The 23,271-nt window shown below is 62.3% G+C and carries 21 protein-coding genes; 12 read left to right on the top strand and 9 right to left on the bottom strand.

Translation table 11 applies throughout. The features are described from left to right. Window positions 1-11 precede the first annotated feature (11 nt). The 6 genes from ACQRA4_RS07795 to ACQRA4_RS07770 all read right to left on the bottom strand — a co-directional run bounded on the left by ACQRA4_RS07795 (window position 12) and on the right by ACQRA4_RS07770 (window position 7,232). The gene (locus tag ACQRA4_RS07795; RefSeq protein WP_427822513.1) at window positions 12-947 is read right to left on the bottom strand and encodes a SurA N-terminal domain-containing protein; all 936 of its coding nucleotides are present in this window, start codon (window positions 945-947) and stop codon (window positions 12-14) included. Window positions 948-1,177: 230 nt separating this feature from the next. Continuing rightward, window positions 1,178-2,305: a peptidyl-prolyl cis-trans isomerase gene (locus ACQRA4_RS07790; protein ID WP_427822512.1), complete on the bottom strand. Its 1,128-nt coding sequence runs from the start codon at window positions 2,303-2,305 to the stop codon at window positions 1,178-1,180. Window positions 2,306-2,310: 5 nt separating this feature from the next. Next, entirely contained in the window at window positions 2,311-2,667 is a 357-nt protein-coding gene (locus ACQRA4_RS07785) for an MmcQ/YjbR family DNA-binding protein (protein ID WP_427822511.1), read from the bottom strand. A 30-nt stretch (window positions 2,668-2,697) separates the two neighbouring features. Continuing rightward, window positions 2,698-6,138, bottom strand: a complete 3,441-nt coding sequence (mfd, locus tag ACQRA4_RS07780) for a transcription-repair coupling factor (RefSeq protein ID WP_427822510.1) — start codon at window positions 6,136-6,138, stop codon at window positions 2,698-2,700. A 223-nt stretch (window positions 6,139-6,361) separates the two neighbouring features. Beyond that, window positions 6,362-6,685, bottom strand: a complete 324-nt coding sequence (locus tag ACQRA4_RS07775; RefSeq protein ID WP_427822509.1) for an IscA/HesB family protein — start codon at window positions 6,683-6,685, stop codon at window positions 6,362-6,364. A 223-nt stretch (window positions 6,686-6,908) separates the two neighbouring features. Further along, window positions 6,909-7,232 (bottom strand): IscA/HesB family protein, encoded by a 324-nt coding sequence (locus ACQRA4_RS07770; protein ID WP_427822508.1) that lies wholly within the window; start codon window positions 7,230-7,232, stop codon window positions 6,909-6,911. A 132-nt stretch (window positions 7,233-7,364) separates the two neighbouring features. Here ACQRA4_RS07770 and pyrR point away from each other — a divergent pair, with 132 nt between their 5' ends. The 5 genes from pyrR to ACQRA4_RS07745 all read left to right on the top strand — a co-directional run bounded on the left by pyrR (window position 7,365) and on the right by ACQRA4_RS07745 (window position 11,036). Beyond that, window positions 7,365-7,898: a bifunctional pyr operon transcriptional regulator/uracil phosphoribosyltransferase PyrR gene (gene pyrR / locus ACQRA4_RS07765; RefSeq protein WP_427822507.1), complete on the top strand. Its 534-nt coding sequence runs from the start codon at window positions 7,365-7,367 to the stop codon at window positions 7,896-7,898. Window positions 7,899-8,164: 266 nt separating this feature from the next. Then, window positions 8,165-9,259, top strand: a complete 1,095-nt coding sequence (gene yedE / locus ACQRA4_RS07760; protein WP_427822506.1) for a YedE family putative selenium transporter — start codon at window positions 8,165-8,167, stop codon at window positions 9,257-9,259. Further along, the gene (locus ACQRA4_RS07755) at window positions 9,259-9,477 is read left to right on the top strand and encodes a sulfurtransferase TusA family protein (protein ID WP_427822505.1); all 219 of its coding nucleotides are present in this window, start codon (window positions 9,259-9,261) and stop codon (window positions 9,475-9,477) included. Before yedE ends, ACQRA4_RS07755 begins: the two co-directional genes overlap by 1 nt. A gap of 66 nt (window positions 9,478-9,543) precedes the next feature. After that, the gene (locus ACQRA4_RS07750; RefSeq protein ID WP_427822504.1) at window positions 9,544-10,137 is read left to right on the top strand and encodes a DUF3343 domain-containing protein; all 594 of its coding nucleotides are present in this window, start codon (window positions 9,544-9,546) and stop codon (window positions 10,135-10,137) included. Further along, on the top strand, window positions 10,128-11,036 hold the full coding sequence (locus ACQRA4_RS07745) for an NAD(P)H-hydrate dehydratase (protein WP_427822503.1): 909 nt from the start codon (window positions 10,128-10,130) through the stop codon (window positions 11,034-11,036). The genes ACQRA4_RS07750 and ACQRA4_RS07745 overlap by 10 nt, the downstream gene beginning before the upstream one ends. Here the strand turns inward: ACQRA4_RS07745 and ACQRA4_RS07740 are convergent. After that, a complete protein-coding gene (locus ACQRA4_RS07740; protein ID WP_427822502.1) occupies window positions 11,014-12,612 on the bottom strand; it encodes a lysylphosphatidylglycerol synthetase family protein in 1,599 nt (532 codons plus the stop codon). The genes ACQRA4_RS07745 and ACQRA4_RS07740 overlap by 23 nt on opposite strands. A 589-nt stretch (window positions 12,613-13,201) precedes the next feature. Here ACQRA4_RS07740 and greA point away from each other — a divergent pair. Then, window positions 13,202-13,690: a transcription elongation factor GreA gene (gene greA, locus ACQRA4_RS07735; protein ID WP_427822501.1), complete on the top strand. Its 489-nt coding sequence runs from the start codon at window positions 13,202-13,204 to the stop codon at window positions 13,688-13,690. A gap of 120 nt (window positions 13,691-13,810) precedes the next feature. Here the strand turns inward: greA and ACQRA4_RS07730 are convergent, their stop codons facing one another. Beyond that, the gene (locus ACQRA4_RS07730) at window positions 13,811-16,690 is read right to left on the bottom strand and encodes a glycosyltransferase (RefSeq protein WP_427822500.1); all 2,880 of its coding nucleotides are present in this window, start codon (window positions 16,688-16,690) and stop codon (window positions 13,811-13,813) included. A gap of 275 nt (window positions 16,691-16,965) precedes the next feature. Here ACQRA4_RS07730 and ACQRA4_RS07725 point away from each other — a divergent pair, with 275 nt between their 5' ends. From ACQRA4_RS07725 to groL, 6 genes are all read left to right on the top strand, one after another. Beyond that, window positions 16,966-18,072, top strand: coding sequence for an AI-2E family transporter (locus tag ACQRA4_RS07725; RefSeq protein WP_427822499.1), 1,107 nt, complete (start codon window positions 16,966-16,968; stop codon window positions 18,070-18,072). Then, window positions 18,065-19,015, top strand: coding sequence for a D-alanyl-D-alanine carboxypeptidase family protein (locus ACQRA4_RS07720; protein ID WP_427822498.1), 951 nt, complete (start codon window positions 18,065-18,067; stop codon window positions 19,013-19,015). Before ACQRA4_RS07725 ends, ACQRA4_RS07720 begins: the two co-directional genes overlap by 8 nt. A 113-nt stretch (window positions 19,016-19,128) precedes the next feature. Then, window positions 19,129-19,338: a twin-arginine translocase TatA/TatE family subunit gene (locus ACQRA4_RS07715; protein WP_427822497.1), complete on the top strand. Its 210-nt coding sequence runs from the start codon at window positions 19,129-19,131 to the stop codon at window positions 19,336-19,338. Window positions 19,339-19,370: 32 nt separating this feature from the next. After that, window positions 19,371-19,802: an ACT domain-containing protein gene (locus ACQRA4_RS07710; protein ID WP_427822496.1), complete on the top strand. Its 432-nt coding sequence runs from the start codon at window positions 19,371-19,373 to the stop codon at window positions 19,800-19,802. A 532-nt stretch (window positions 19,803-20,334) separates the two neighbouring features. Further along, a complete protein-coding gene (groES, locus tag ACQRA4_RS07705; protein ID WP_154510021.1) occupies window positions 20,335-20,622 on the top strand; it encodes a co-chaperone GroES in 288 nt (95 codons plus the stop codon). Between the two features lie 41 nt (window positions 20,623-20,663). Beyond that, window positions 20,664-22,310 carry a chaperonin GroEL gene (gene groL, locus ACQRA4_RS07700; RefSeq protein WP_427822495.1) on the top strand — a complete coding sequence of 549 codons (1,647 nt, stop codon included), beginning with the start codon at window positions 20,664-20,666 and terminating at the stop codon, window positions 22,308-22,310. A 493-nt stretch (window positions 22,311-22,803) separates the two neighbouring features. Here groL and ACQRA4_RS07695 read toward each other — a convergent pair. Beyond that, window positions 22,804-23,271 (bottom strand): hypothetical protein (locus ACQRA4_RS07695; RefSeq protein WP_427822494.1); only part of this gene is annotated, 468 nt, incomplete at its 5' end.

Below are 23,271 nucleotides of genomic sequence, written 5' to 3'. Positions count from 1 at the left end.
GGCGCGGCGACTTACAGCCGGATATCAATGACCGCCTTGCTGCGCAGCTGGCTGGTATAGCCCTCAAAGCGTTCAACGGCCTTGGGCTGGCGCAGAATGGCGTCGATCTGCGGGGTAGCCTGTTCCAGGGTGAGTTGCTTGCTCGCGCCGCCGCCGGGCCGGAACAAATGAACCTGGGCCTTGCGGCCCTGAAGGTCAAACAGTTCGGTCACGTCGCCGGGCTTCATCCTGGCGAGCCGCCCTTCCCATTCCGGGTTCAGACGATCCCACTCCACGGGCCCCATATCACCGCCCTTGTCCCTGTTGGGGGCTATGGAATATTTGGCCGCCGCCTCTTCAAAGCTCAGCTTGCCGGATTTGATCTGGGCGGCAATGGATCGGGCGTTGACGTTGGGCGCGTAGACCAGCACGCCCATATGCAGGCCGCTGCGTTCATAGAGACTGTCTTTGTGGGCTTCGTAGTATTCTTTGATTTCAGCCGGGGTCACCACCACCTTGCGGCCCACTTCCATGCCCATGATCTTCTGGCGCAGCAAAGATTTTTCAAAGTTTTCGCGTATCTCGCCGACAGAGACCTTCTGCTGGGCGAGCTGGGCTTCAAACTGCTGTTTGGTCAGGTTGCGGGCCTTCATCAACTTGGCGATTTCGTTATCCACCTCGGCGGGTGAAACGCTGATCTTGAGCCGTTTGGCCTCCTGCGCAAGCAGAATGTCCATGATCATCATGTCCAGCACCTTGCGGAAAACCTTGTCCACGGCCTGGGTCTGCTTCGGATCGCCGGGGTTGAGCCTGGCCCGCGCCAGTTCGGGCATGGCGTTTTTCTGGAGGTCGAACATAGTGATGACCTGACCGTTGACCACCGCCGCCACTTTATTGAGTTGGGCGGCCTGCGCGCCGCAAATGCCGCAAAGCCAGACCGCCAGCAGCAGAACAAGCGTTTTCTTCACTATGCGTCTCCCCTTTTGCGCCAGGAAATTACCGGAAGCTGTTGTATGGGCATCTGCCTATCGCAAAACGACCCGAGATGCAATGTCCGCCGGGCCGGGCAACAGAGCCGGGATTCCGTCTTGTGCCGGCCGCATGTTTTGTCGCGATTGTCCACAGGCTCAGCCCGCGTTTCGCCGCGCCCGGCCAACACGTCAAACCATCGGGCGCTTTCCGCCGCAAACAACGCGAATCAGCGCCGCCCGCCGTCGCCGGCGTCGTCCGCGGGTTTGCCGGAATCCGCCTCAACGTCCGCCGCTCCCGCGTCAAAGCTTTCCTCAATCCCGGTCGAGGCGTCGAGCATGTCGGAACGGCCATTCGCGCCGTCCTGTTCCCCTCGCCGGGCTGAAGGCGGCGTCAGCAGCTCGTCCCTGAGCAGGGGCGAAACCCTGACCGCGGCGCGGGACAGGCTGTTCTCCAGCCATTGCTCGAACGCGGCGCTTTTTTTCTGCTCCCGCAAAATATGCTCAATCAACGGGTAGGCTTCGGACAGTTCCAGGCTGCGCGCCTTCAGGCGCTCCACCAGTCCGACGCTCTCCCAGACATCGTCACGGCGGCGGGCCGCAAGGCAGTGCCCGGGCCTGAGGGCTGACATCTCCCTGTTCCAGGGCGGCGGCACTTCGTCGGCCCCGACTTCCAGACATTGCGCCAGCACCGTTTCGGGCGGCGTTTTTCCGCCCGCCGGCAAAGACTCGCAAAAAGCTTCCAGAGCTTCGCGGTTCTCGCTAGAGACGAAACAGACATCCAGACTTTCAGGCAGCCGAAAGTCAGCCTGACGCTCCTGATAATATGCGCGCACTTCTTCCAGACGCACCCGGATGCCGGGCAGCAGCACCCGCTTTTCAAAGGTCAGCATGGCCAGATGGTCGCGCATCAGGGTCTGCCAGGCGGTTTCATCCAGAGATTCGTCTGTCAGAACTTTGGAAAGGCCGCCGGGGCCGTAGTCGTCGCGCACCAGGGCCACAGCCTGCTCCATGGCCGCGTCGCCCACGGGGATATGAAGACGCTCCAACTCCTGGCGCACCAGGGCGTGGATGATCAGCGCGCCCAGCGCCTCGCCGTAGCGGCGTTTCATGTGCTCCAGCGAGGGACGCTGCAGGATGCCCAGCGCGGCGGAACGGCCGTCCAGCAAGGTCTGCAGCGTTCGCAGGCGGATGGGCTCGCCGTTGACCATGGCCACCACGCCTTCGGGCAGACGGCTCTCCAGACAGGCGCCGAGCAGAAGGCAGCAGCAAAGCAGCGGAACAAACCCGCAACAGAACGCAAGGCGCATTCCCGCAACGCGCGGTTCGACCGCCTTTACAACTCCCTGCCGCATCATGTCCTTCACTGCGTCAGTTTGTGGCTTTCATCAATGAGTTTGTACAGTTCCTCGTCGGGAAAGCCGCCGTCCAGCACAAGCGTAATCCAGTGTTTTTTGTTCATATGATAGGCGGGCAATGCGCCGGATGCGCTGTTCACAAGAATATCCAGCACATGATCGCTTTTCAGATTGATGACGTCCATATTTCCCGCGCCTTCCAGGCCCAGCCGCGCTTTGGGCAAATTCAGAATCAGGCCGTACCACTTGCCGTTTCCACCATGCCGCAACACGGCGTATTCAGGGAAGCGTCGCCAGGGATAGTCCGGCTCTGTCTGGAACGCGCGCTTCACATAAGCAAAGATGTTTTCCCGCGTCGCCATGTTCACTCCCCCAGACTGACCGCCGCCCTGTCAGGAGGCTGACGCGCGGATGCCTTCCAGCGCCAGCCGTATTTCTTGCAGGCCCTCGCCAAACGCAAGCTCCCCGGCCAGAGGCAGGCTCAGCCCCGCCGGGGGGTGCAGACGCGCGCCCGGCATTTCGGCCGCCAGCTCCACAATGCGTTCCGGCTGTACCGCGGTCTGGCCGCCAGGCCAGAACATGCGCACATGGTCCCGGTACACGTCGGCCCGCTGCACCTGCAATTCCGTGAGGAATTGCTTGAAATCCAGCACGGCCAGAAAATTGTTCAGCTCTTCGGGGAAGGGGCCGAAACGGTCGCGCATGGATAACGCCGCCTCTTCCCTGGCCGGGCCGCCCACGGCGGAAGTCAGGGCCTTGTAGCAGCGCAGGCGCTCACGACCGTCGTCAATATACGACGCGGGGATATGGGCAGGCAAGCCCAGAGTCAGCTCCGTTTCCGCGGTCAGAGCCAAAGGCGCGCCCTTGAGGCGGCCCACGGCCTCTTCAAGCATTTCCAGGTAAAGATCCAGCCCCACACGGCTCATATGCCCGGACTGCACTTCGCCCAGAATATTGCCCGCCCCGCGCAGGCGCAAATCTTCCATGGCAACCTGAAAACCCGCGCCCAGGTAATCCATGTCCATGATGATGCGCAGACGCTCCTCGGCCACGGCTGTGAGGCGCTCGGCATCGGGCACGACAAAAAACGCATAGGCCTGCCGTTCGCTGCGGCCCACGCGCCCCCGCAACTGGTAAAGCTGGCCCAGGCCGAACATCTGGGCCTGATCCACCACCAGGGTGTTGGCGCGCGGGAAATCCAGGCCCGACTCCACAATGGAGGTGCAGACCAGCACATCCAGTTCGCCATGCCAGAATTTGCGCATGGCGGTTTCCAGCTCGGTTTCGGACATCTGGCCGTGGGCCATGCCCACCCTGGCGTCGGGCGCGAGCCCGCGAACATATTCCGCCACGCGCTCAAGCCCCTGCACCCGGTTGTACACCCAGAACACCTGGCCCTCGCGCTCGATTTCACGCGCGATGACCTTGCGCAGCACCTCGTCATCGCGGCGCAGCACCGCCGTGGCCACGGGCTTGCGATCCTGCGGGGCGGTTTCGATGATGGAAAGCTCGCGAATGCCGGACATGGAAAGCTGCAATGTGCGCGGAATGGGCGTGGCCGTCAGGGTCAGCACATCCACGTTTTTTTTCAGGGCCTTGAGTTTTTCCTTGTGGCGCACGCCGAAGCGCTGCTCTTCGTCCAGCACGAGAAGGGCCAGGTTGGGCAGCTTCACATCATTGGAAAGAATGCGGTGGGTGCCGATGAGGATGTCAATCTGCCCGGCTGCGGCGGCCCTGAGCACCTCCTTTTGCCGGGGGCGGGGCACGAAACGGCTCAGCAGGCCCACATTGACCGGAAAACCGGCCAGCCTGGCCCGGAACGTCTGGTAATGCTGCTCGGCCAGCACCGTGGTGGGACAGAGCAAGGCCACCTGCCGGCCCTCGGCGGCGGCGCGAAACGCCGCGCGCAAAGCCACCTCGGTCTTGCCAAAGCCCACATCGCCGCAGATCAGGCGATCCATGGGTTCGCTTCTGTCCATGTCATCCAGCACATCCTGAATGGCCTTGGCCTGATCCGGGGTTTCCTCAAAGCCGAAGGTAGCCTCAAACTCGCGGTAGAGTTCGCCCGGCGGATCATAGCGGAAGCCCTTGGCCACCTTGCGATAGGCATACATCTCCACCAGGTCGGCAGCGATTTTTTCAATGGCCTTGCGGGCCTTTTCCTTGCCCGCCGCCCAGGAGGGGCCGCCCAGGCGGTCCAGGGCGGGTTCCACACCCTCGCTTCCCTTGAAACGCTGAATCAGGCTCAAACGGTCGGCGGGCACATAGAGCCTGTCCCGCCCGGAATATTCGATAAGAAGAAAGTCGTTGGCCGCCTCGTTGAGATTCAGATGGTGCAGCCCCGCGAAACGTCCGATGCCGTAATCGCGGTGAACCAGCAGGTCGCCGTTTTTGAGATCGTCAAAACTGTCCAGGCCCTTGAAGGCCCGCGAGGCGGCGCGCGGCGTCTTTTCCGCGCGAGGGTAGATAATATCCTCTCCCAGCACCAGGCTGTTGTCCCAGACCAGTTCCGCGCCGGAACGAAAGGGCGATACCAGGGCGAACAGCCCATGCGCCTCGGGCGCGTAGCGCAGGGCCGGGCTGATGCCGTCCTGTTCCGCCAGCTTGAGAAACTTGTTCCGCCCCCGTTCGGAGGAAAAACTCAGAATAACCTGGCGGCGTTGACTCTGCCATTGCCTGAGTCCGGCGGCCAGATGCTGCCAGGGCCTGTCCTGCGCGGCGGGCAAGGGGAACAGCTCACTGAAGGCGTGCAGGGCGCGCTCCTGAAAGTCCGCGCCCCGCTCCTCCACACCCATGACCAGGGGTTCAGCGAAGACGCACTGGAAATTCCGCCAGGGCGCGGGCTGGGAATTTTTGCGCAGGGCCAGGGCGGCGGGCTGCCGCATGGGCGCGTCTTCGGCTTCCAGGCTCTCTTTGAGCGCCAGACGCCCGTCGCGCAGGGCTGCGGCGCTATCCGCCTCGCCGGGCAGCAGCCAGAGGCTGTCGGCGGGCAGCCACTCTTCCAGCAGCGTGGACGCTTCCCAGAGCACGCCGGGCAGAATGCCCGCGCCGCCGCCATCCAGCGCTTTTTTGAAGGAATAGCATTCGTTTTCGCTGATCCGGCCTTCGCTGAACATCTGATCGCAGCGTTTGCGGGCCGACGCCAGACCGTTTTTGTCCAGCGCCAGCGGACTCACGGGCAGCAGGGTCAATGCCTCAAGATGTTGCAGAGAGCGCTGGCTCTCGGCGTCAAAGAGGCGCATTTCCTCAATGGAATCGCCGAAAAACTCCAGGCGCGCCGGCCTGGCGTAACCGGGCGGAAAAATGTCCAGAATATCGCCGCGCCGGGCCATGTCGCCGGGGCGGGTCACCAGCGAGACGCGCTCGTACCCCCACTCCACGGCCTGATCCAGAATGAGTTCCGGTGAATATTCGCCTCCGCGCTGGAGGTCCAGAGTGCGCGCATCAAAAAATTTCAACGGCATATAGCGCAACAGCGCGCTTTCCACGCCGGCCACCACACAACGCGGCCCGCCCTGGGCCAGAGCGTACAGCGCGGCCATCCGGGCGGCCCAACTGTCCCTGTCCCGCCACTGGCTCATGGCGGGCAGGCTCAGACAGGGGCTTTCCCACACGGGCTTGCCCACAGGAGCATCCCCCAGGGAAAGCTGGGGCAAAAAAAGCGTCAGCAGGGCGCGGGCCGCATGAAATTCCTCACGATCGCGGGCGAGAATCACCGCGCCGCGCCCCTGGGCCAGAGCCTCGCAGGCCAGGCGGCAGCGCGTGACCATGCCGCTGCGCTTCAGGTAAAGCCGGTTATCCCGATTCGCAAGCAATGCGCTGAGATTCTGCATGAATTACGCCAAGAACGGGGGCGGTCGCATGACCGCCCCCCATTTGAAATCACAGGGCCATGTCGGATTCGCCACGCGCAGGTCAGGAAAAGCGCGCGGTTTCCCACGCCTTGGGCGCGCCCTTCGCCTTGCGGCGATTCAGGGCAGTGCGCCCCACCGCCTTATGCCACGGCCTGACGGGTTCCGAACCATGGGCCTTGCACAGCGTCAATGTTCATCCGTTTCAATGAGAACCGCAGCCGCCGCAACAGCTGCCGCATCCTCCGCCGGCGTTTTCCGGCAACGGAGCCTCAGGCTCCACAGAGAAGCCCATCTGGCTCAGATCTATTTTAACGCCATGTATCTGGGCCAGCAATTCCTTATTGATGCAGAAGGTAAAGCCGCCCCGCTCTTCACTCTGATCCTGGTCAGTGGCGGCGTCCAGAGCCAGCGCGAGGCGCGGGCCGCAGCAGCCGCCGGGGGCCAGATAAACGCGAATGACGCCTTTTTCCCTGCCCTCGAAATAGCTTTCAAGCTCTTTGCGGGCGCTTTCGGTCAGTTCCAGCATGCTTCCTCCATATCGGGGCGTGCCGTCAAAGGTTTCACGGCATGCGCAGAAAACGGATGCCTCAGAATCAAGGCGCTTTGGCGACACTCCGGCGGAGAAAGGCAGTCTGCGGGCGCATGTTCGCCGCATGCGGCGGCTCTCGCTTTTTATCGGGCGGGGCCGCCGCGTGCGCGGAGCAAGCCTGGCGCAAAAAAGCAAAGGAACCGCCGCCCGGCACTCCTTACTAATTGCCGCCGCAGCCGCTGGAGCAGGAACCGCAGGCGCTGCCGCCTGCCGGGGCGGCCAGGGGCACTGTGGGTTCCACCGCAAAGCCCATATAGGTCAGATCAATTTTGACCCCCTGCACCTGGGCCAGCAGGTCTTTGTTGATGCAGAAGGTAAAACCGCCCTGTTCCTCAGTCTGATCCTGATCATTCGGCTCATCCAGAGCCAACGCGAGCCGCGGCCCGCCTCAGCCGCTGACAGAGTAGACCCGGATCGTTTCCTTTTTCTTATCCGCAAAGTACGCTTCCAGCTCTTTGCGGGCGCTATCCGTCAGTTCGAGCATATGGCCTCCTTATTCTAATTCCGAAATATCTAAGGACAAGAATACGGCTTGTCAATCGCCGGCGGGGCTTTTCTTGAGCGGCGAAAGCGGCTATATTGCCTCACACGGCGCTGACGCCGCCCTGGAGGACACATGAGCTCGACCCTGCTGCTGGAAAAAGATGAAATGGCCCGCATTCTGGATCGCCTGGCCTCTCAGGTGCTGGAACGGCATGCCGGCTGCGAAGATGTGATGCTGGTGGGCATTCAGCGGCGCGGCGCGGATCTGGCCCGGCGACTGGCTGCACGCGTCAATGCCGGTCTGGCCTGCCCGGCGCCGCTGGGCACTCTGGACATCAACCTGTACCGCGACGACTGGACCAGCCTGGAGGGCAAGCCGCACATCGGGCAGTCCAGGATTCCCGGCAACGTGGATGAGCGTGTGATCATTCTTGTGGACGATGTGCTGTTCAGCGGCCGCACCATCCGCGCGGCTCTGGAGGCCCTGCTGGACTACGGCCGCCCCAGGGCCGTGGAATTGCTGGTGCTCATTGACCGCGGACACCGCGAACTGCCCATCCACGCCGACTATGTGGGCCGGGTGGTCAATACCAGCCGCCACGAGCATGTGGACGTGCTGCTGGAAGAGCGCGACGGCGAAGACGCGGTACGCCTCAGCGGCGAATAGGCAGAACGTCTTCGGCGGCCCGGCAGCGCGCGATTTTTTCATTTCCTTTTCACCTCTTGCCAGGAGGACGGCCATGTTCCTGCGCCAGACCTGACGCAATCCACTGAGCTTCACGGCGTGGAGCGTATGCGGACGGCGGCGCGGAGGATTGCGCTTTTTCCTCACCCGGCAAGCCTGATTTTCCGAAATCCCCGTCCGCGTTGCCGGTCAGTGCGACTGACCGGCGTTCGCAACGGGCGCGCGCGCCCATAACCATGGGGATTTTTATGAAATCTGGTTTCAACATTTTTTCCACCACGACCGGCATTGTGGTCACGGGCCTGATCTTCGGGGTTCTGGCGGTCTGGCTGCAACACTCGGGCAATCCGGGCAATATGGGCATCTGCGTGGTCTGCTTCAACCGTGATATCGCGGGCGCTGTGGGCCTGCACCGGGCCGCCGTGGTTCAGTACCTGCGCCCGGAAATCCTGGGCATGGTGCTCGGCGCCTTCATGGCCGCGCTGGCCTTCGGCGAATACAAGCCCCGCGGCGGCTCCTCGCCCATCATCCGCTTTTTGCTCGGCGCCATCGCCGGCATCGGCGCGCTGGTCTTTCTGGGCTGCCCCTGGCGCGTAATCCTGCGCCTGGCCGGGGGCGACGCCCACGCCCTTTTTGGCCTGGCCGGTCTGATCGTGGGCGTGGGCATCGGCGTTCTCTTTTTCCGCCAGGGTTTTTCCCTGGGCCGCAGCCAGAGCCAGGGGCGCATTTCCGGTCTGGCGCTGCCAGGCATCATGCTGGCCCTGACGGTTCTCTACCTCATGGATCCGCAGATTCAGGGCCAGCCCCAGAGCGGCGTGCTTTTCTACTCGGTCAAGGGGCCAGGCTCACAGCACGCGCCCTTTCTGATTTCTCTGGGCGCGGGCCTGGTTGTGGGCTTTCTGGCCCAGCGCAGCCGTTTTTGCACCATGGGGGCGCTGCGCGACGTGATGCTTTTCAGACAATGGCATCTGGCTCTGGGCTTTCTGGCCATGCTGGCCGCGGCCCTGGTGCTTAACCTGAGCCTGGGCTCCTTTCACTGGGGCTTTGAAAATCAGCCCATTGCCCAGCCCGACGACCTGTGGAACTTCCTGGGCATGGTCACCGCCGGGCTGGCCTTTGCGCTGGCGGGCGGCTGCCCCGGCCGGCAGCTTTTCATGGCCGGCGAGGGCGACAATGACGCCGCCGTATTCGCCACGGGGCTGATTGTGGGCACGGCCATGGCCCACAACTTCGGCATGGCTTCCAGCGGCGCGGGCATCGGCGCGCATGGGGCGGCCGCCACCATCAGCGGGCTGGTCATCTGCCTGTTCATCGGCTTTTTCAACTGCAAGCGAGGCGCCTGATGTCCACTCTTATCGATACCCGCGGGCTTTCCTGCCCGCAGCCGGTTCTGCTTTTTCTGACCGCCGTCAAAGACAATGCCGACGGCCCTTTCAGCGTCCTGGTGGATAACGACGCCAGCCGTGAAAACGTGAGCCGCGCGGCCCGCAATCACGGCTTCAGCGTGGAGGCCCAGGAGGAAGACCAGGGCGTGACCCGGCTGAACATCGGCAAAGCCTGATCCACTCACATTCCGGCGCGGGGCGTGGAATCCGCATCAGCGAGCCGCGCCCCGCCAGGGGAAGCTATGCCCGAACAACGACATTCCTGGTTTGCCCGGCTTTCCGGCGGTCTGCGCCGTCTCCTGCACGCCCGGCCCGCCCGAGAGAGCAGCGCGGGGCTCAGCGACCGGGGCCTGCTGGTTTTTTCCCATACCGGCGAGGTGATTCAGGCCGAACGCCTGCTGCGTGAAGCCGGTTTTGCGGTGGAGGTCAAGGGGCCTCCGCCGCGGTTGCGCACCGGCTGCGACATGGTGGTGGTCTTTCCGCTGATCAGCCAGGCGGCGGTGCTGGAACGGCTCAAGCGGGCCGGCATTCCGCCGGAACAGGTGGTCAGCGCCCATGACGTGCTGCTGGAGCCTGTTTCCCTCTTCCAGACCAGGCGCCTGGACCGCTGGCTGATGGTGCGGGCGGCCAACATGAAAATCACCATCGACACCACCGATGAGCGCATTGTCAATATTTCCGGCGGCGGCTGTCCAGACGTGCCATGGCTGGCCCAGAGCCTGTGCGGGCTGCGCCTTGCCGAAGCGCCGGAACCCCTCAGTCTGGGCCGGACGCTCTGCTGCTACAGTTTGCAGAAAGCCTTTGAGGAATTACGGAGGCAGCGCGCATGTGGCTGATCGTGGGAACCGTGCCCGATGCGGATTTCGCTCTGCGCCCGGACGACGTTTTTTCTGAAAGCCGGGTGGACGGCGAGGCGCTGATACTGCCCGACAACCGCCGCGTGCCCGTGCGGCGGGGCACGGCGGCTCTGGCCGCCACGGCCCTGCTGGCCTGCGCCGCTTGCGGTTTTCCCGCGCCCCGTCTGCTCCTGGCCGGCGACACGGGTTCCGGATCAGGCAGCCGGGCCGCGTACGCCTGGCTGGAAAAGCGCCTGCCGGCACTGCCGGCCGGACTGCCCGGGGGGCTGACGGGCCTGACCTTTCACTATCTTTTCCCGGATGTGGATTGGCACAACCGCGTTCTTCTGGTCCTCCAGGCGCTGACTCCCAAACCGCTGCTGGCGGCCGACGCGGGCTTCATGTACGCGGCCAAGATGAGCGGCTACGCCGACAGCTATGATCTTTTCACTCCCGACCTGGGCGAGCTGGCCTTTCTGGCTGACGAAAAAGCCCCCCACCCTTTTTACACGCGGGGCTTTCTGCTGGCCGAAGAAGAGGATATTCCCGGCCTGCTGGAACGGGCGCGGCGACACGGCAACTGCCCGCCCAACCTGATCGTCAAGGGGCGGGTTGATCATATTGTCTGCGGTGGAGAAATCAGCGCCACGGTGAGCAGCCCTTCCGTACCGGCCATGGAATGCATCGGCGGCACGGGCGACCTGGTTATGGGGCTGGCGACGGCCTTTCTGGCCGGCGGCCTGCCCCTCGGCCTGGCGACGCTTGCCGCCGCGCGGGCCGCGCGCCTGCTGGCCCGGCATTGCGCGCCCACTCCGGCCACGCAGGTGGGAGAGCTGATCGCCCGCCTGCCCGCTGTGCTGCAGGCTGAAAATACGGCTATTTTTTCGCCGCCGGTCTGAACGGCGGCTCCGCCGGGGCGGCCGCCTTCTTTTCCCTGAGACGCCGCCGCTGCCGCAGGGTCACGCGCCAGAACCAGGAGAGCGACAGCACAAGAACAATGCCCGCAAACGCCCGCAATGTCCGCGAGGCGTTCAGGGGGCGCTCAAAGCCCCAGCTTGCGGCCCGGTCCCAGGCCGGATGATAGATGGCCCAGCCCAGAAAGAAAATCAGCGCCAGCGCGCCCACGGCCCCGGCCAGCCAGTGCAGGGGGATGGGTTCTTCCCAGAAAAAGGAGGAACGATAAAAACGCCGCCGCGCCAGACAGACGGCCAGCAGCGCCACGCCGGCCATCAGGGCCACCTCCCAGGAAAAGCCCTTGAGCAGCGCGCCCGCCATGCCTGCAATCAAAAAACATGCGCTCAGCTTGAACGCGCGGGTCTGACGGCGCTCCAGGCCATATGAGACGAAGAGCAGCGCAGCGCCGGAAAGCGCGCAGACAAAATGTCCCGCGGCCGACACGCCCCTGGGCAGCCAGGCGTCAAGCAGCGCCGCCTTGTGGGGCAAGGTTGGCAGTGTGGCCGAAACCAGCAGGGCAAGGCCGCCCACAAAGACAGCGTAGGCCGCGATGGAATGCGAGAGCACCGAAAGCCAGCGCCCGGCCTCGCGCAGCATGTGGCGGCGCTGCCGGGCTTCGTACACGGCCAGCAGCGCGGCCGCCGCCAGCAGAGGGATAATGTAGTAAATAAGCCGGAAAAGCAGCACCGCGGCAAAGACCATCTGCTCGTGGTCGGTGTGGGTAAGATGCAGAATGACCAGCTCGAACACGCCCACGCCGCCGGGAATGTGGGTCAGCACCACAGCCACCTGGGCCATGAGATAACTGGGCAGAAAATCCAGAAAACCGATGCCCATGTTGTCGGGCAGCATTACATACATGCAGGCCGCCGCGGCAATGATGTCCACCCCCGCCACAACAAACTGGGCCACCGCGATGCGCGGCGCGGGAAAGACAAATTCCTTGCCGAAAACATGCACCGGCTTGCGCACCGCGAAACAGAGCGCCAGATAGGAACAGGCGATCATGGAAAGAATCACGCCCAGAATGCGCACATCCGCGATGGGCATATGCTTCAGCAGTTCGTCGGGTATCACCGGCGGGGCGACCATGAAAATAATGCCGCACAGCCCCAGCGCCCCCACCCAGAACGTCACGGCCAGCATGAGCACCAGACGCACGATGTCCGTCAGGGAGAAGCCCCAGGCCGAGTAAAAGCGATAGCGCACGCTGGTGCCGCCCAGCAGCGCGCCAAAGTTGTAGCTGACGGCCTGCCCCACAAAGGAAACCAGAGCCACGCGCGGCAAGGCCAGTTTTTTGTGGATGGCTTTCAGGGCCAGCCAGTCATAGCCCACCAGAATCATATAATTGATGACCATGAGCGCCAGAGAAAGGCCAATGCGACCGTAGGAAATCTGCTGGATGCTCTCCCGAATCTGAACGATGCTGTACGCTTTAAGCTTGTTGTAAAGCAGATAGATCGCCAGCAAAAAAATGGCGGTGACCAGAACGGGGCCCAGATAACGCAAGTATTTTTTCATGGCATGCCGTGTGCTCTGCTGACGCGCGGGGCGCTATTTCTGCATTTTCCCCAGCATATACGCCACACGCCGCGCGCGCAAGCCCGGGGAACGGCCCGCCTTTATCCGTGCGCGGGAAAGCGTTTCAGGGCTTGACCACGGCGCGGGCAGCGGCTAGGGTAGACAGGCAGGCACGCTCACGCCCTCGACCGGCTTTCGTCACGCGGGGTTTTTGTTGCGTCTGCCGCGCTTCTAGCGCCTACTTGCAAAAGTGGCCGCCGTGGGTGAGCGAAAAACCACTTTTTTTCGCGTACGATCCCGCAAAGATTCTGCGCGGAATTCTGCGAAGAATTTTTGCAATTAGACACTAGAGCATTTTGCTCTTGAAATTTACAATTTCAAAAACGGCGTCGCATTTCCCCGCAGAGCGGGCAAGAGCCTGAAAAACGCGATTTTTCAGGCTCATTCGGCGCGGGCGTCCGCTCTCGCGGCCGCCGGAAGCGAACGCCTTTTTCAAAGGCGGTTCGCGCTAAAGTCTTTCAGCAAAAAAGTCGCGCGTATGCTCCGCTGCCCGTGCAGCGGACGCTTTTTTTGCGCTGTGAGGTTGGACATGACAAATATCCCCATTTCCGTACAGGGCTACAGGAAACTGGAAGAAGAACTGGCCCGCCTGAAAAGCGAGCGCCCGGCCATCATCCAGGCCATCAAAGAAGCCAGAGAAGAAGGCGACCTGCGCGAAAACGCGGGCTATGACGCCGCGCGCGAACGCCAGGGCATGGCTGAGGCGCGCATCAAATATATTGAATCGCGCCTGGCGCTTTATCAGGTGATTGACCTAGACAAGCTCGGCGGCGACAAGGTCATCTTCGGCTCCACAGTGGAAGTGGAGGATGTGGACAGCGGCGAAAGCCGCAGTTTCACCATTCTCGGCCCGGATGAAGCCGACCCCGGCAAGGGCTCCATCTCTTTCATGTCGCCAGTGGGCCAGGCCCTGCTGGGCAAGGAGGAAGGCGACGAAGTCACGGTGGACATCCCGCGCGGCCGCGTCACCTATGAGGTGATCAGCATTTCCTTCAACGGCAGCAAGGTGCTGGCCTGAGCGGCGACAGCCGCCGACAACGCGCTTATGCCGCAATGAAACAAAAAACGCTCATGGGGCAAGCGGCACGGCAACATGGCGCCCCGCTCCATGAGCGTTTTCAGCAAGAGCCGTCGGGCGCTACGCTCCGCTCAGGTTCAGCGTCCAGCCGTAATCCGGCGCGGCGCGCATGTGCGGATTCCTCAGGCCATGCCCGCGCACGATATGGCCCCAGCGCTCAAGAAAACACTGCCGCGTTCGGGGCGACAGCGTTTCCTCCCCCGCCCCTGCCGGCAGCAGCCATTGCCCCCAGGGCGAAACCAGGGCAAAGCGCCCCCGCGCTTCCCGGCGCAGACCGTAATCCGCCCCCGCCAGCGAGCCCATGGACGGATCGAAGCCGCCGTTTTCCAGAAAGTCCTGTCGTCGGACGGCCATGCACCGCCAGGAGACAGCCAGCACACGGCGCGCGAGCAATAACCGCCCCCAGCAAAGCGAGGAAATCAGCGCGGGATCGGCCCCGCGCTGCAAAGGAAAAGGCAGGCCCGTCACATCGGGGTACAGGCCCGCGTGCCAGAGCCGCCCGCCCCGCCAGACGCAAGCGCCCACCACGGCCAGATCGGGCCGCAGCGCCAGCGCCGCCAGTTGCTCCGGGCGACAGTCGCCCACAGGCAGAAGATCGGCGGACAGAAACAGCAGCACATCCCCCGCGGCGGCACGGGCCGCCGCCCGACAGGCTGTGGCCCAATGCGGCCCGGCAGGCGGCAGCACACGCCCGTTCAGGCGCGGCGGCCAGGACTTCGGCAGGTTCACGGGCAGGGCCGAGGGGGTCAAGGGCTGCCAAAGCGTTTCCAGGCGAAGCCGCCGGGCGAGGCCACGCAGACAGTCGGCCAGCCCCGGCGTCAGCGCTCCGGGGGCGTCCGCCAGCAAAATCGCGCTGCACCGCAGGCCCGGCGGCACGGCCAGTTCCAGTCTGAAAAAATTGTTTTTTCCCGCCGGCAGAACAGACGCGGCCAGGCCCCGGCGTTGCGCGCTCTCGGCCAAAGCCCGACGCGTGGCCTCCAGCGCATAGGGTTTGGTGGCCACGCTGGCCGTGGTGCTGTCCGCATGGATGCGCCAATGGTAAAGAATACGCGGAATGTGGGCGATTTCTTCAGGGTTGAGCTTTTCGGTCACGCGCAGGCCGAGATCAAAATCCTGCGAACCTTCCAGACCGGGGCGCAGACCGCCCGCGTCGCGCAGCGCGGCCACGGCATAGGCGGCAAGATGGCCGGGGCAATAACTGTCAGGATCAAAGGCCGCCCTGAATACCGGCGTGCGCCGCACGCCGGCGGCGTCAATTTTGTCTTCGTCGCTGTACAAAAAACGCAGGCCCGGACGATCCGCCGCATGCCGGGCCACCTCCAGCAGGGCGTCAGGGGCCAGCAGGTCATCATGATCCAGAAAAGCCGCCCAGGGCGCATCCGCCAGAGCCAGCGCGCTGTTGCTGGCGCGAGAGATATGCCCGTTCCGCTCCCTGATGACTAGGCGGACGCGTTTGTCCCGCGCGGCGCAGGCGCGCAGCAGCTCCGGCGTTTCCGGCCTGGTGGACGCGTCGTCGGCCAGGCAGAGTTGCCACTGGCTGTAACTCTGGGCCAGTACGGAATCGAGAGCGGCGCGCAAAAACTCCGGTTCGGGGTTCCAGACCGGCATGAGCACGGCAATTTCCGGCCAGGTTCGTTCCACCCGCAAATTTCTCGCCTTCCGCTCCGCCGCCTGAAGGCTGTTTTCTCGCAATTCAAGCCAGGCGTCATACAGGGAAGGCGCGCTGTCCAGCGAGCAGGCGTAGATGCCCGCGTCTGCCAGGGCGCGCAGGCCCGGCCCAAGCATCTCATGCTGAAAACGCCGGGCTTTCGCCTGCCAGGCGCGCGCCTGTTCCGTGAGTCGCGGCAGATTTTCACGTCGGCCGAAGCCCTCCAGACGCGCGGCCAAAGCCGTATACCAGGCAAAAGCGCGCGGCAGGCTGGATGGCAGTTCGCGGCAGAGGCGCAAAGCCCAGGCGCGCCGCTGTGGCGGCAAAAGGCGCAGCAGGCGCAGCAGCGCGGCGGGTTCGGGCGCGTGCCGCCAGCGCAGCCAGGCCGCATCCAGGCCGTCCTTTTCCGCTTCAAGGGGCAGGTTGCATGGGCCTTCCGCCAGCCAGGGGGTAAGGCCGTATTCCAGCCCGTCGGCCTGAACCTGGGCATGATAGTCGCACCGCAGCAGACCCGGTTTCAGACGACCGCGCTGCAAAAGACTGTTCCAGAGACCGCATTTTTTCCAGGAATCAAAGCCATCACGCAGCTCGGCTCTGGCTGTGGGCTCGGTGGAAAAAACGCCCTTGCGCGCGGCCGCAAGGCGCAGACAGAAATCCGGCGTCGCCAGCCCTTCCAGCCCCGGCCTGAAACCGCCCACAGCCAGAAAATCCTCCCGCCGCACCAGCAGCGCCGCCTCATGGGCCAACTGAAAGGCGCGTCGCCGGGCGGCCAGCGGGTGGCCGTCGGGCAGCCCTTCATATAAATAATGCAGTTGCCCCACGCTGTCGGCCACACAACCCAGATGGCATATGCGGCGCGGCCCGGCCCCTCCTCCGGGCGCGAGCAATACGGGATTAAGCCCAGCAAGCGCGGGCTCTTTCGCCAGTCTGGCCGACAGGGCAGGCAGGCTGTCCGGCTCCAGCAGCGCATCCGAAGAAAGCAGCAGCAACAAAGAGCTTTCTGCCGCTTTCGCCGCCCCGTTGACGGCGGCATGCCGGTCGTCGCCCGGCGCAAGAGGCAGACAGCGGAAGCCGCCCAGGCATCCCGACCGGCACAGGGTTTCTCCCACTGCCCGCGCCGGGCCTTCCAGCTCCGGCGGGCAGCAGCAAAAAACCATCGCGTCGCCTGCTCCGGCGGCGGCCAGAGCCTCAAGGCAGGCCGTGGGCGGCGCTTCCGCCGAACAGGCCAGCAATACCGTCAGCGCGGGCGCGCCTGCGGAGCGCAGGGACGGCCCGGAAAAATCCATATTCATGCGCGCATGGTACGGCAGGCCCCGGCGCAATGCAACGCACGGCCCGGCGGCAAGCCGCCGCGAGTCACGGCTATGGGGCTTGGCAGGGCCCGGCAAGGTCTGCTAGAATCGTTCCGTCTTGCGCCGCCGACAGCGAAATACCGCAGCTTTTTCAGCCGGCGGGGCGCAAGGCGGGAGTCAGCCGAACCGGCATGACATCCCGCAAGGCCACATCCCGCTCCGCAACGCCGTCCGCCGTCGCCGACATCGCGCCGGACGCAACAAGGGTTTGATATATGACTGCATTTCTGCCGCGCCTGCTTTACCTGCTGGCCGCGCTGGCGTGGTATCTGCTTTTCTTGCCCAATCCCGTCACCATTTTCATGGCCGCCTGCTTCTCCTGCCTGACCCTGCCCCTGTACCGCCGTCTGCGCCAGAAGGCCGCCATCTGGAGAGTTCGTCTGGAGCGCCGCGAGCCAGACTCGCGCAAGCGACGCTGGCTCATCGGCCTTTCGCGTCATGCGCCGCTTTGGGGATATGTCGCGGTCGTTATTTCTTCCCTGCTTGCGCCCGTCGCCGTTCTGGCCCTGCTGGTTTCGCCCCAGGCTGTGGCCGGCCTGGCGCGGCTGCGCGAGCTTCAGGCCAATAACTTCCAGTTGCCGCCGCAATGGGTGGAACACATCCAGCAATGGCGTCTGAACCTGACCGAATATCCGCGTATCGAGAAGCTGATTAACGACTTTCTGCACAATCTGGATACGCTTTTCGGAGACGCTGTGAGCATGCTGGTCAGCCGCGGCTTCGGCTTTCTGGGCGGCACCATGACCGCGCTCTGGACCACCTTTCTCTTTCTCACGCTTACGGTGCTGTTCACGCTTTATTCCCGCCGCATCCGCAAGATTTTCTGCCGGATATTCCGCTTGCCGCAGGCCCTTCTGCGACGTTTCATCAGCGCCATTCACCGCGCCCTGCGCGCCATCATGCTGGGCATTGTGCTGGTGGCCCTGGCCCAGGGCTTTCTATGCGGCATAGGCTTTGCCGTGGCCGGACTCAACCAGCCCGCCTTCTGGGGCATGCTGGCGACGCTGGTGGCCCCCATTCCGGTGGTTGGCACGGCCCTGGTCTGGCTGCCGCTCTGCCTCTCGCTCTGGTTCACCGGCAAAACCGTGGCCGCCGTGGGCCTGGCCCTCTGGGGCATGCTGGCCGTGGCCGGCGTGGACAACGTGCTGCGGCCCCTTTTTTTGCGTCAGGGCATCAAGGCCCCCTTCTTTGTTCTCATTCTCGCCATCCTTTGCGGTCTGGCCAGCTTTGGCCCGGTGGGGCTCATCGCCGGGCCTGTTCTGCTTGCTTTCGCCATACAGGCGGTGGAAGAGGCCAACCTTTTTTACAAGGCCCATGACTGACTCCGACGCCGCCCTGACCCGGAAGCAGCGCGAACAGCCCCGGGCGACGTCGCTCCGCGTCTCCGGCGCCGTTTGCCGGCCCCGCCCGGGCCGGACGCGCCTCGCCGGGCCGCTCTGGCTGATCCTTTTTCTGTTTTTCTGCATCCCGGCTCTTCCGGCCCGGGCCGCGCTGCCGGTGCGCGCCGCCATGCTGATCAATCTGGACACAGGCCGCGTCCTCTATGAACAAAATGCCGACGCGCCCATCCCGCCGGCCTCGCTGACCAAGATCATGACCATGTTTCTGGCCATGGACGCGGCCAGGGCAAAAAGCCTTTCCTTGAATGAAAAGGTCAAAATCAGCCGCCAGGCCGCCTCCACCGGGGGCTCCTCCATGCACCTGCGCGCCGGAGAGCGCGTTCCGCTGGTACGGCTGCTTACCGGCATGGCCGTGGCTTCGGGCAACGACGCCGCCGTGGCCGTGGCCCAACGCGTCAGCGGCGGCAATATCCGCAATTTCGTGCGCCGGATGAACAGCAAGGCCCGCGCCTTGGGCATGCGGCGCACAGTCTTCAAAAACTCCACCGGCCTTCCCGCCGCCGGTCAGAAAACCACAGCCCGCGACATGGCAACGCTGAGCCGCGCCTACCTCAGGGCGCACCCCGGCGTCATGCGCTTTCACAGCACGCGCTTTTTCCTGCACAGAGGCCGCGCCCTGCGCAACACCAACCCGCTGCTGGGCGGCGTGCCCGGAGTCAACGGCCTGAAAACCGGCTGGACTGTCGCCTCCGGCTACAATATCGTGGTTACGGCCCAACGCGGCAAAACCCGTCTGCTGGCCGTGGTTTTGGGCGGCGACGCCAAAGACAGGCGCGACGTTTCGGCCCGCCGCCTGATTGAGGCCGGTTTTCGCCATCCCGCCTCTCCCAGACAGGTGCGCCACTCGCTGACGCGACGGCGTTGAAGCCCCCGGCCAAGCGCCCGCGCCGCGCCGCCGCCTTGACCTCGGGCGCGCGACGGCTTATGCTGGCCGGGCAAACCGGTTTTACAGCCCAACATCCAACGGAGGCTTGCCGCATGTTCGGCATTGGCACGCAGGAACTCTTACTCATTCTGGTAGTTGTGCTGCTTATTTTCGGCGCAAAAAAACTGCCGGAAATAGGCGGCGGACTTGGCCGGGCTATCCGCAATTTCCGCCGTGCCTCATCTGAACCCGATGAAATCGACATCACCCCCAGGGATAGAAAAGAACCGTCCTCTTCCGGTGAAGACTCCCGCAAGGCCTGAGCGCCACAATACGGCTGAGAAAGGATTTCGTCATGAAAGCAGAACAGTTATCCGTTTTTCTGGAAAACCGGGCCGGTCGTCTGGCTGAGGTCACCCATACCCTGGCCGAAGCGGGCATCAACATCCGCGCCCTTTCTCTGGCCGACACGTCGGACTTCGGTATTCTGCGCATGATCGTCTGCGATCATGAAAAAGCCAAAAACGTGCTCAAGGAAAAAGGCTTTACCCTGGGGCGCACCAGTGTGGTGGCTGTGGAAGTGGCTGACGCGCCGGGCGGCCTGGATGCCGTTTTGCAGCTTGTTTCGCGCAACGGCATCAATGTGGAATACATGTACGCCTTTGTGCAGCGCGAGCAGGAAAGCGCGGCGATGATTTTTCGCTTCGACAAGGTGGATCAGGCCGTGGAGGTGCTCAAGAGCAACGGCTTCACCATTATCCCGGCGGATCGGCTCTGCTCGTATTAAAGCGGCTTTGCCGCCGGCCGGCTGGCTCAGGCGGAATGCGGGGCGCTTCCGGTCGTGTGCGAATCTCTCACGGGGTCTTGGGGTTGCTGAGAAGCTCGGCAAGCCCGGAAATCATGAGCAGGCCGCGGCCTGCCCACGAGTAATTGACTGTGTTTTTTCGTCTTTTTTCAGGCCGCCTTGGCGGTTTAAACGCGCGTACGCCGCAAGGCGGGTTTGCCATCAGTCGGAGCCCCTCACCGGGCTCTTTTTTATGCCCCGCCGACATGCAGGGATAGTGTCGCGCCACAGAAATATTCATACAACATATTGATATAAAAATATTTTCTATTTTCATGAAAAAATTTTTTAAAAAATTTTGTCCATGCCCCTTTTCAAGCCGCAAGAGTGACTTATCTCTATGCCCGTGCGGGGCAGTGCAACGGCAATGCCCGCTGCGGCCCGTTACGCGCAATATTTCCGGCGCGTCCGCTGGTTCCGGCCGCCGTCTGTGCCCGCAAGGGCCATAAAAAACTTTCCGGGAGGATTTGACGTCATGAAGCTGAAACCCCTTAACGACCGTGTGCTGGTCAAGCGCCTTGAATCCGAAGAAAAGACCGCCGGTGGTTTGTACATCCCCGACACGGCCAAGGAAAAACCCTCCAAGGGCGAGGTTGTGGCTGTGGGCCCCGGCAAGATCGCGGAAAACGGTTCCCGCGTCGCCATGGCTGTGAAGAAGGGTGACGAAGTGCTCTTCAACAAGTATGCCGGTACGGAAATCAAGCTGGACGGCGTCGACCACCTTGTGATGCGTGAGGAAGACATCCTCGCCATCATCGACTAACCCGATCCTTGCCGAATCACCACTCAGGAGGAAATCAGAAAATGTCCGCTAAAGAAATCTTTTTTGACGTTAAAGCCCGTGAAAAACTTGCCCGCGGCGTGGACAAGCTGGCCAATGCCGTTAAAGTGACTCTCGGCCCCAAAGGCCGTAACGTCGCCCTTGAAAAATCCTTCGGCGCGCCCGTCATCACCAAGGACGGCGTAACCGTGGCCAAAGAAATCGAACTGGACGACAAGTTTGAAAACATGGGCGCCCAGCTCGTGAAGGAAGTCGCCTCCAAAACTTCCGACGCCGCCGGCGACGGCACCACCACCGCCACCATTCTGGCCCAGGCCGTGTATCATGAAGGCATCAAGCTGGTGGCCGCCGGTCGCAACCCCATGGCCATCAAGCGCGGCATCGACAAGGGCGTGGATGCCCTGATCGCTGAACTGGCCAACCTGGCCAAACCCACCCGCGACCAGAAGGAAATCGCCCAGATCGGCACCATTTCCGCCAACTCCGACGCCACTATCGGCAACATCATCGCCGAAGCCATGTCCAAGGTGGGCAAGGAAGGCGTCATCACCGTTGAAGAAGCCAAGGGCCTGGAAACCACTATGGATGTGGTGGAAGGCATGCGCTTCGACCGCGGCTACCTCTCCCCCTATTTCGTGACCAATGCCGAAAAGATGATCTGCGAGATGGACAACCCCTACATCCTCTGCACGGAAAAGAAGATATCCAGCATGAAAGACATGCTGCCCGTGCTTGAGCAGGTGGCCAAGGTCAACCGTCCTCTGATGATCATCGCCGAAGATGTGGAAGGCGAAGCCCTGGCCACCCTGGTGGTCAACAAACTGCGCGGCGCCCTGCAGGTCGTGGCTGTGAAGGCTCCGGGCTTCGGCGACCGCCGCAAGGCCATGCTTCAGGATATCGCCATCCTCACCGGCGGCCAGGTCGCTTCCGAAGACACCGGCTCCAAGCTGGAGAATATGACCCTGGCCGAACTGGGCACCGCCAAGCGCGTGGTGGTGGACAAGGACAACACCACCATCGTGGACGGCGCCGGCAAGAGCGAAGACATCAAGGGCCGCGTGAAGCAGATTCGCGCCCAGATCGAAGACAGCACCTCCGATTACGACCGCGAAAAGTTGCAGGAACGCCTGGCCAAGCTGGTGGGCGGCGTGGCCGTGGTGCATGTGGGCGCCGCCACTGAAGTGGAAATGAAAGAAAAGAAAGACCGCGTTGAAGACGCCCTCAACGCCACCCGCGCCGCCGTGGAAGAAGGCATCGTGCCTGGCGGCGGCACCGCGTTGATTCGCGTGTCCAAAGTTCTCAACGACATCAAGCCCGCTGACGACGACGAACTGGCCGGCGTGAACATCATCCGCCGCGCCATTGAAGAGCCCCTGCGTCAGATCGCTCACAACGCCGGCTTTGAAGGTTCCATCGTGGTGGAAAAGGTTCGCGCCGGCAAGGACGGCTTCGGCTTCAACGCCGCTACCGGCGAATACGAAGACCTGATCAAGGCTGGCGTCATCGACCCGAAAAAGGTGACGCGCACGGCCCTGCAGAACGCCGCTTCCGTGGCCTCCCTGCTGCTGACCACCGAATGCGCCATTGCCGAAAGGCCCGAACCCAAGAAGGACGCCCCGGCCATGCCCGGCGGCATGGGCGGCATGGGCGGCATGGACGGCATGTACTAAGCCGTTCCTGTCGCGGCCTTGCCCGTTCCATTCGTATAGACGACGGCTCCCGCTCCACGGCGGGAGCCGTTTTTGCATTCCGCCCCGCGGTCGCGCTGAAAGAAAGAGTTTCAGCAAGCCGTATTTTTTCAATCTGGGTGGAGGCACAGAATCTGGGCAAACGCCTCAAGGCGCCACTGACAAGCAGGTGCAATATGCCCGATTGAACAACTACCACCGATTATCAGCGATTTTTCTCCAACGCTGAAGGCTACTTTTTTGCCTGCGCGACCGACGCGGAATCAGCGAGAACTGCTTGTGAAAAAGCCGCACGTTTCCGACCGCCGCAAATGGCGGTAAGCCTCAAATCAATTAATGTTTTAGAGTGATTTGGTAATGAAATTATCCAAATCGCTCTGGCGACAGCGTAGCTGCGCCCGCGCCGAATGAGCGTCCAGACCGCGTTCTGGACGCAAAATGATGGGCAGCGAAGTGATGAAAATGCTCTTATTTATCAAGTATTAAAAAATTTATGGGAACAATTCCTTTTTAATCGTATATAATCTAATGCGTACTTTTTTCTAATAAATTTTTTTATTTTTGGAGGAATAATTTTCAGGAAAAAACATGAAGAAACGACCAAGTAAACTAAATTTGCAATAACTCCATTAGAAATATTTGAAAATGGTTCTGGAATCAGATTTGCAATAATAAATAGAATATATGTTAACAAACATGAGAGTAATAGAAGCAGAAATACAATTATACGATAAATCATTTTATATTTTCTCTTAATCGGTCTCGATTGGCGAGACAATTCATCTTTAAATAATTCTTTTACTTTGTTTTCAAGTTTTTCTGCATCTTTAATCTTTTTATTTAAAAAAGACTGCTCTTCTTGTAGTAATTTTAGTCTATTATTTGAGCAAAAGGTATTAATTTCATAAGCATCATTTTCAGTAATCGCCTCAGGATATAAACT

It is taken from the genome of Desulfovibrio sp. SGI.169 (assembly GCF_050313595.1).
Classification (GTDB): Bacteria; Desulfobacterota; Desulfovibrionia; order Desulfovibrionales; family Desulfovibrionaceae; genus Desulfovibrio.
The sequence above is the reverse complement of the archived record's forward strand: the minus strand, read 5'-3'. Positions and strand labels throughout refer to the sequence as shown.

Bases quoted from the DNA above. Each gene is read 5' to 3' on its own strand.
- ACQRA4_RS07790 (WP_427822512.1), bottom strand. From the start codon at position 2,305: ATGATGCGGCAGGGAGTTGTAAAGGCGGTCGAACCGCGCGTTGCGGGA.
- ACQRA4_RS07785 (WP_427822511.1), bottom strand. From the start codon at position 2,667: ATGGCGACGCGGGAAAACATCTTTGCTTATGTGAAGCGCGCGTTCCAG.
- ACQRA4_RS07725 (WP_427822499.1), top strand. From the start codon at position 16,966: ATGACTGCATTTCTGCCGCGCCTGCTTTACCTGCTGGCCGCGCTGGCG.
- ACQRA4_RS07710 (WP_427822496.1), top strand. From the start codon at position 19,371: ATGAAAGCAGAACAGTTATCCGTTTTTCTGGAAAACCGGGCCGGTCGT.
- ACQRA4_RS07720 (WP_427822498.1), top strand. From the start codon at position 18,065: ATGACTGACTCCGACGCCGCCCTGACCCGGAAGCAGCGCGAACAGCCC.
- ACQRA4_RS07740 (WP_427822502.1), bottom strand. From the start codon at position 12,612: ATGAAAAAATACTTGCGTTATCTGGGCCCCGTTCTGGTCACCGCCATT.
- ACQRA4_RS07750 (WP_427822504.1), top strand. From the start codon at position 9,544: ATGCCCGAACAACGACATTCCTGGTTTGCCCGGCTTTCCGGCGGTCTG.
- ACQRA4_RS07775 (WP_427822509.1), bottom strand. From the start codon at position 6,685: ATGCTGGAACTGACCGAAAGCGCCCGCAAAGAGCTTGAAAGCTATTTC.
- groES (WP_154510021.1), top strand. From the start codon at position 20,335: ATGAAGCTGAAACCCCTTAACGACCGTGTGCTGGTCAAGCGCCTTGAA.
- pyrR (WP_427822507.1), top strand. From the start codon at position 7,365: ATGAGCTCGACCCTGCTGCTGGAAAAAGATGAAATGGCCCGCATTCTG.
- ACQRA4_RS07755 (WP_427822505.1), top strand. From the start codon at position 9,259: ATGTCCACTCTTATCGATACCCGCGGGCTTTCCTGCCCGCAGCCGGTT.
- ACQRA4_RS07730 (WP_427822500.1), bottom strand. From the start codon at position 16,690: ATGAATATGGATTTTTCCGGGCCGTCCCTGCGCTCCGCAGGCGCGCCC.
- groL (WP_427822495.1), top strand. From the start codon at position 20,664: ATGTCCGCTAAAGAAATCTTTTTTGACGTTAAAGCCCGTGAAAAACTT.
- ACQRA4_RS07745 (WP_427822503.1), top strand. From the start codon at position 10,128: ATGTGGCTGATCGTGGGAACCGTGCCCGATGCGGATTTCGCTCTGCGC.
- yedE (WP_427822506.1), top strand. From the start codon at position 8,165: ATGAAATCTGGTTTCAACATTTTTTCCACCACGACCGGCATTGTGGTC.
- ACQRA4_RS07715 (WP_427822497.1), top strand. From the start codon at position 19,129: ATGTTCGGCATTGGCACGCAGGAACTCTTACTCATTCTGGTAGTTGTG.
- greA (WP_427822501.1), top strand. From the start codon at position 13,202: ATGACAAATATCCCCATTTCCGTACAGGGCTACAGGAAACTGGAAGAA.
- mfd (WP_427822510.1), bottom strand. From the start codon at position 6,138: ATGCAGAATCTCAGCGCATTGCTTGCGAATCGGGATAACCGGCTTTAC.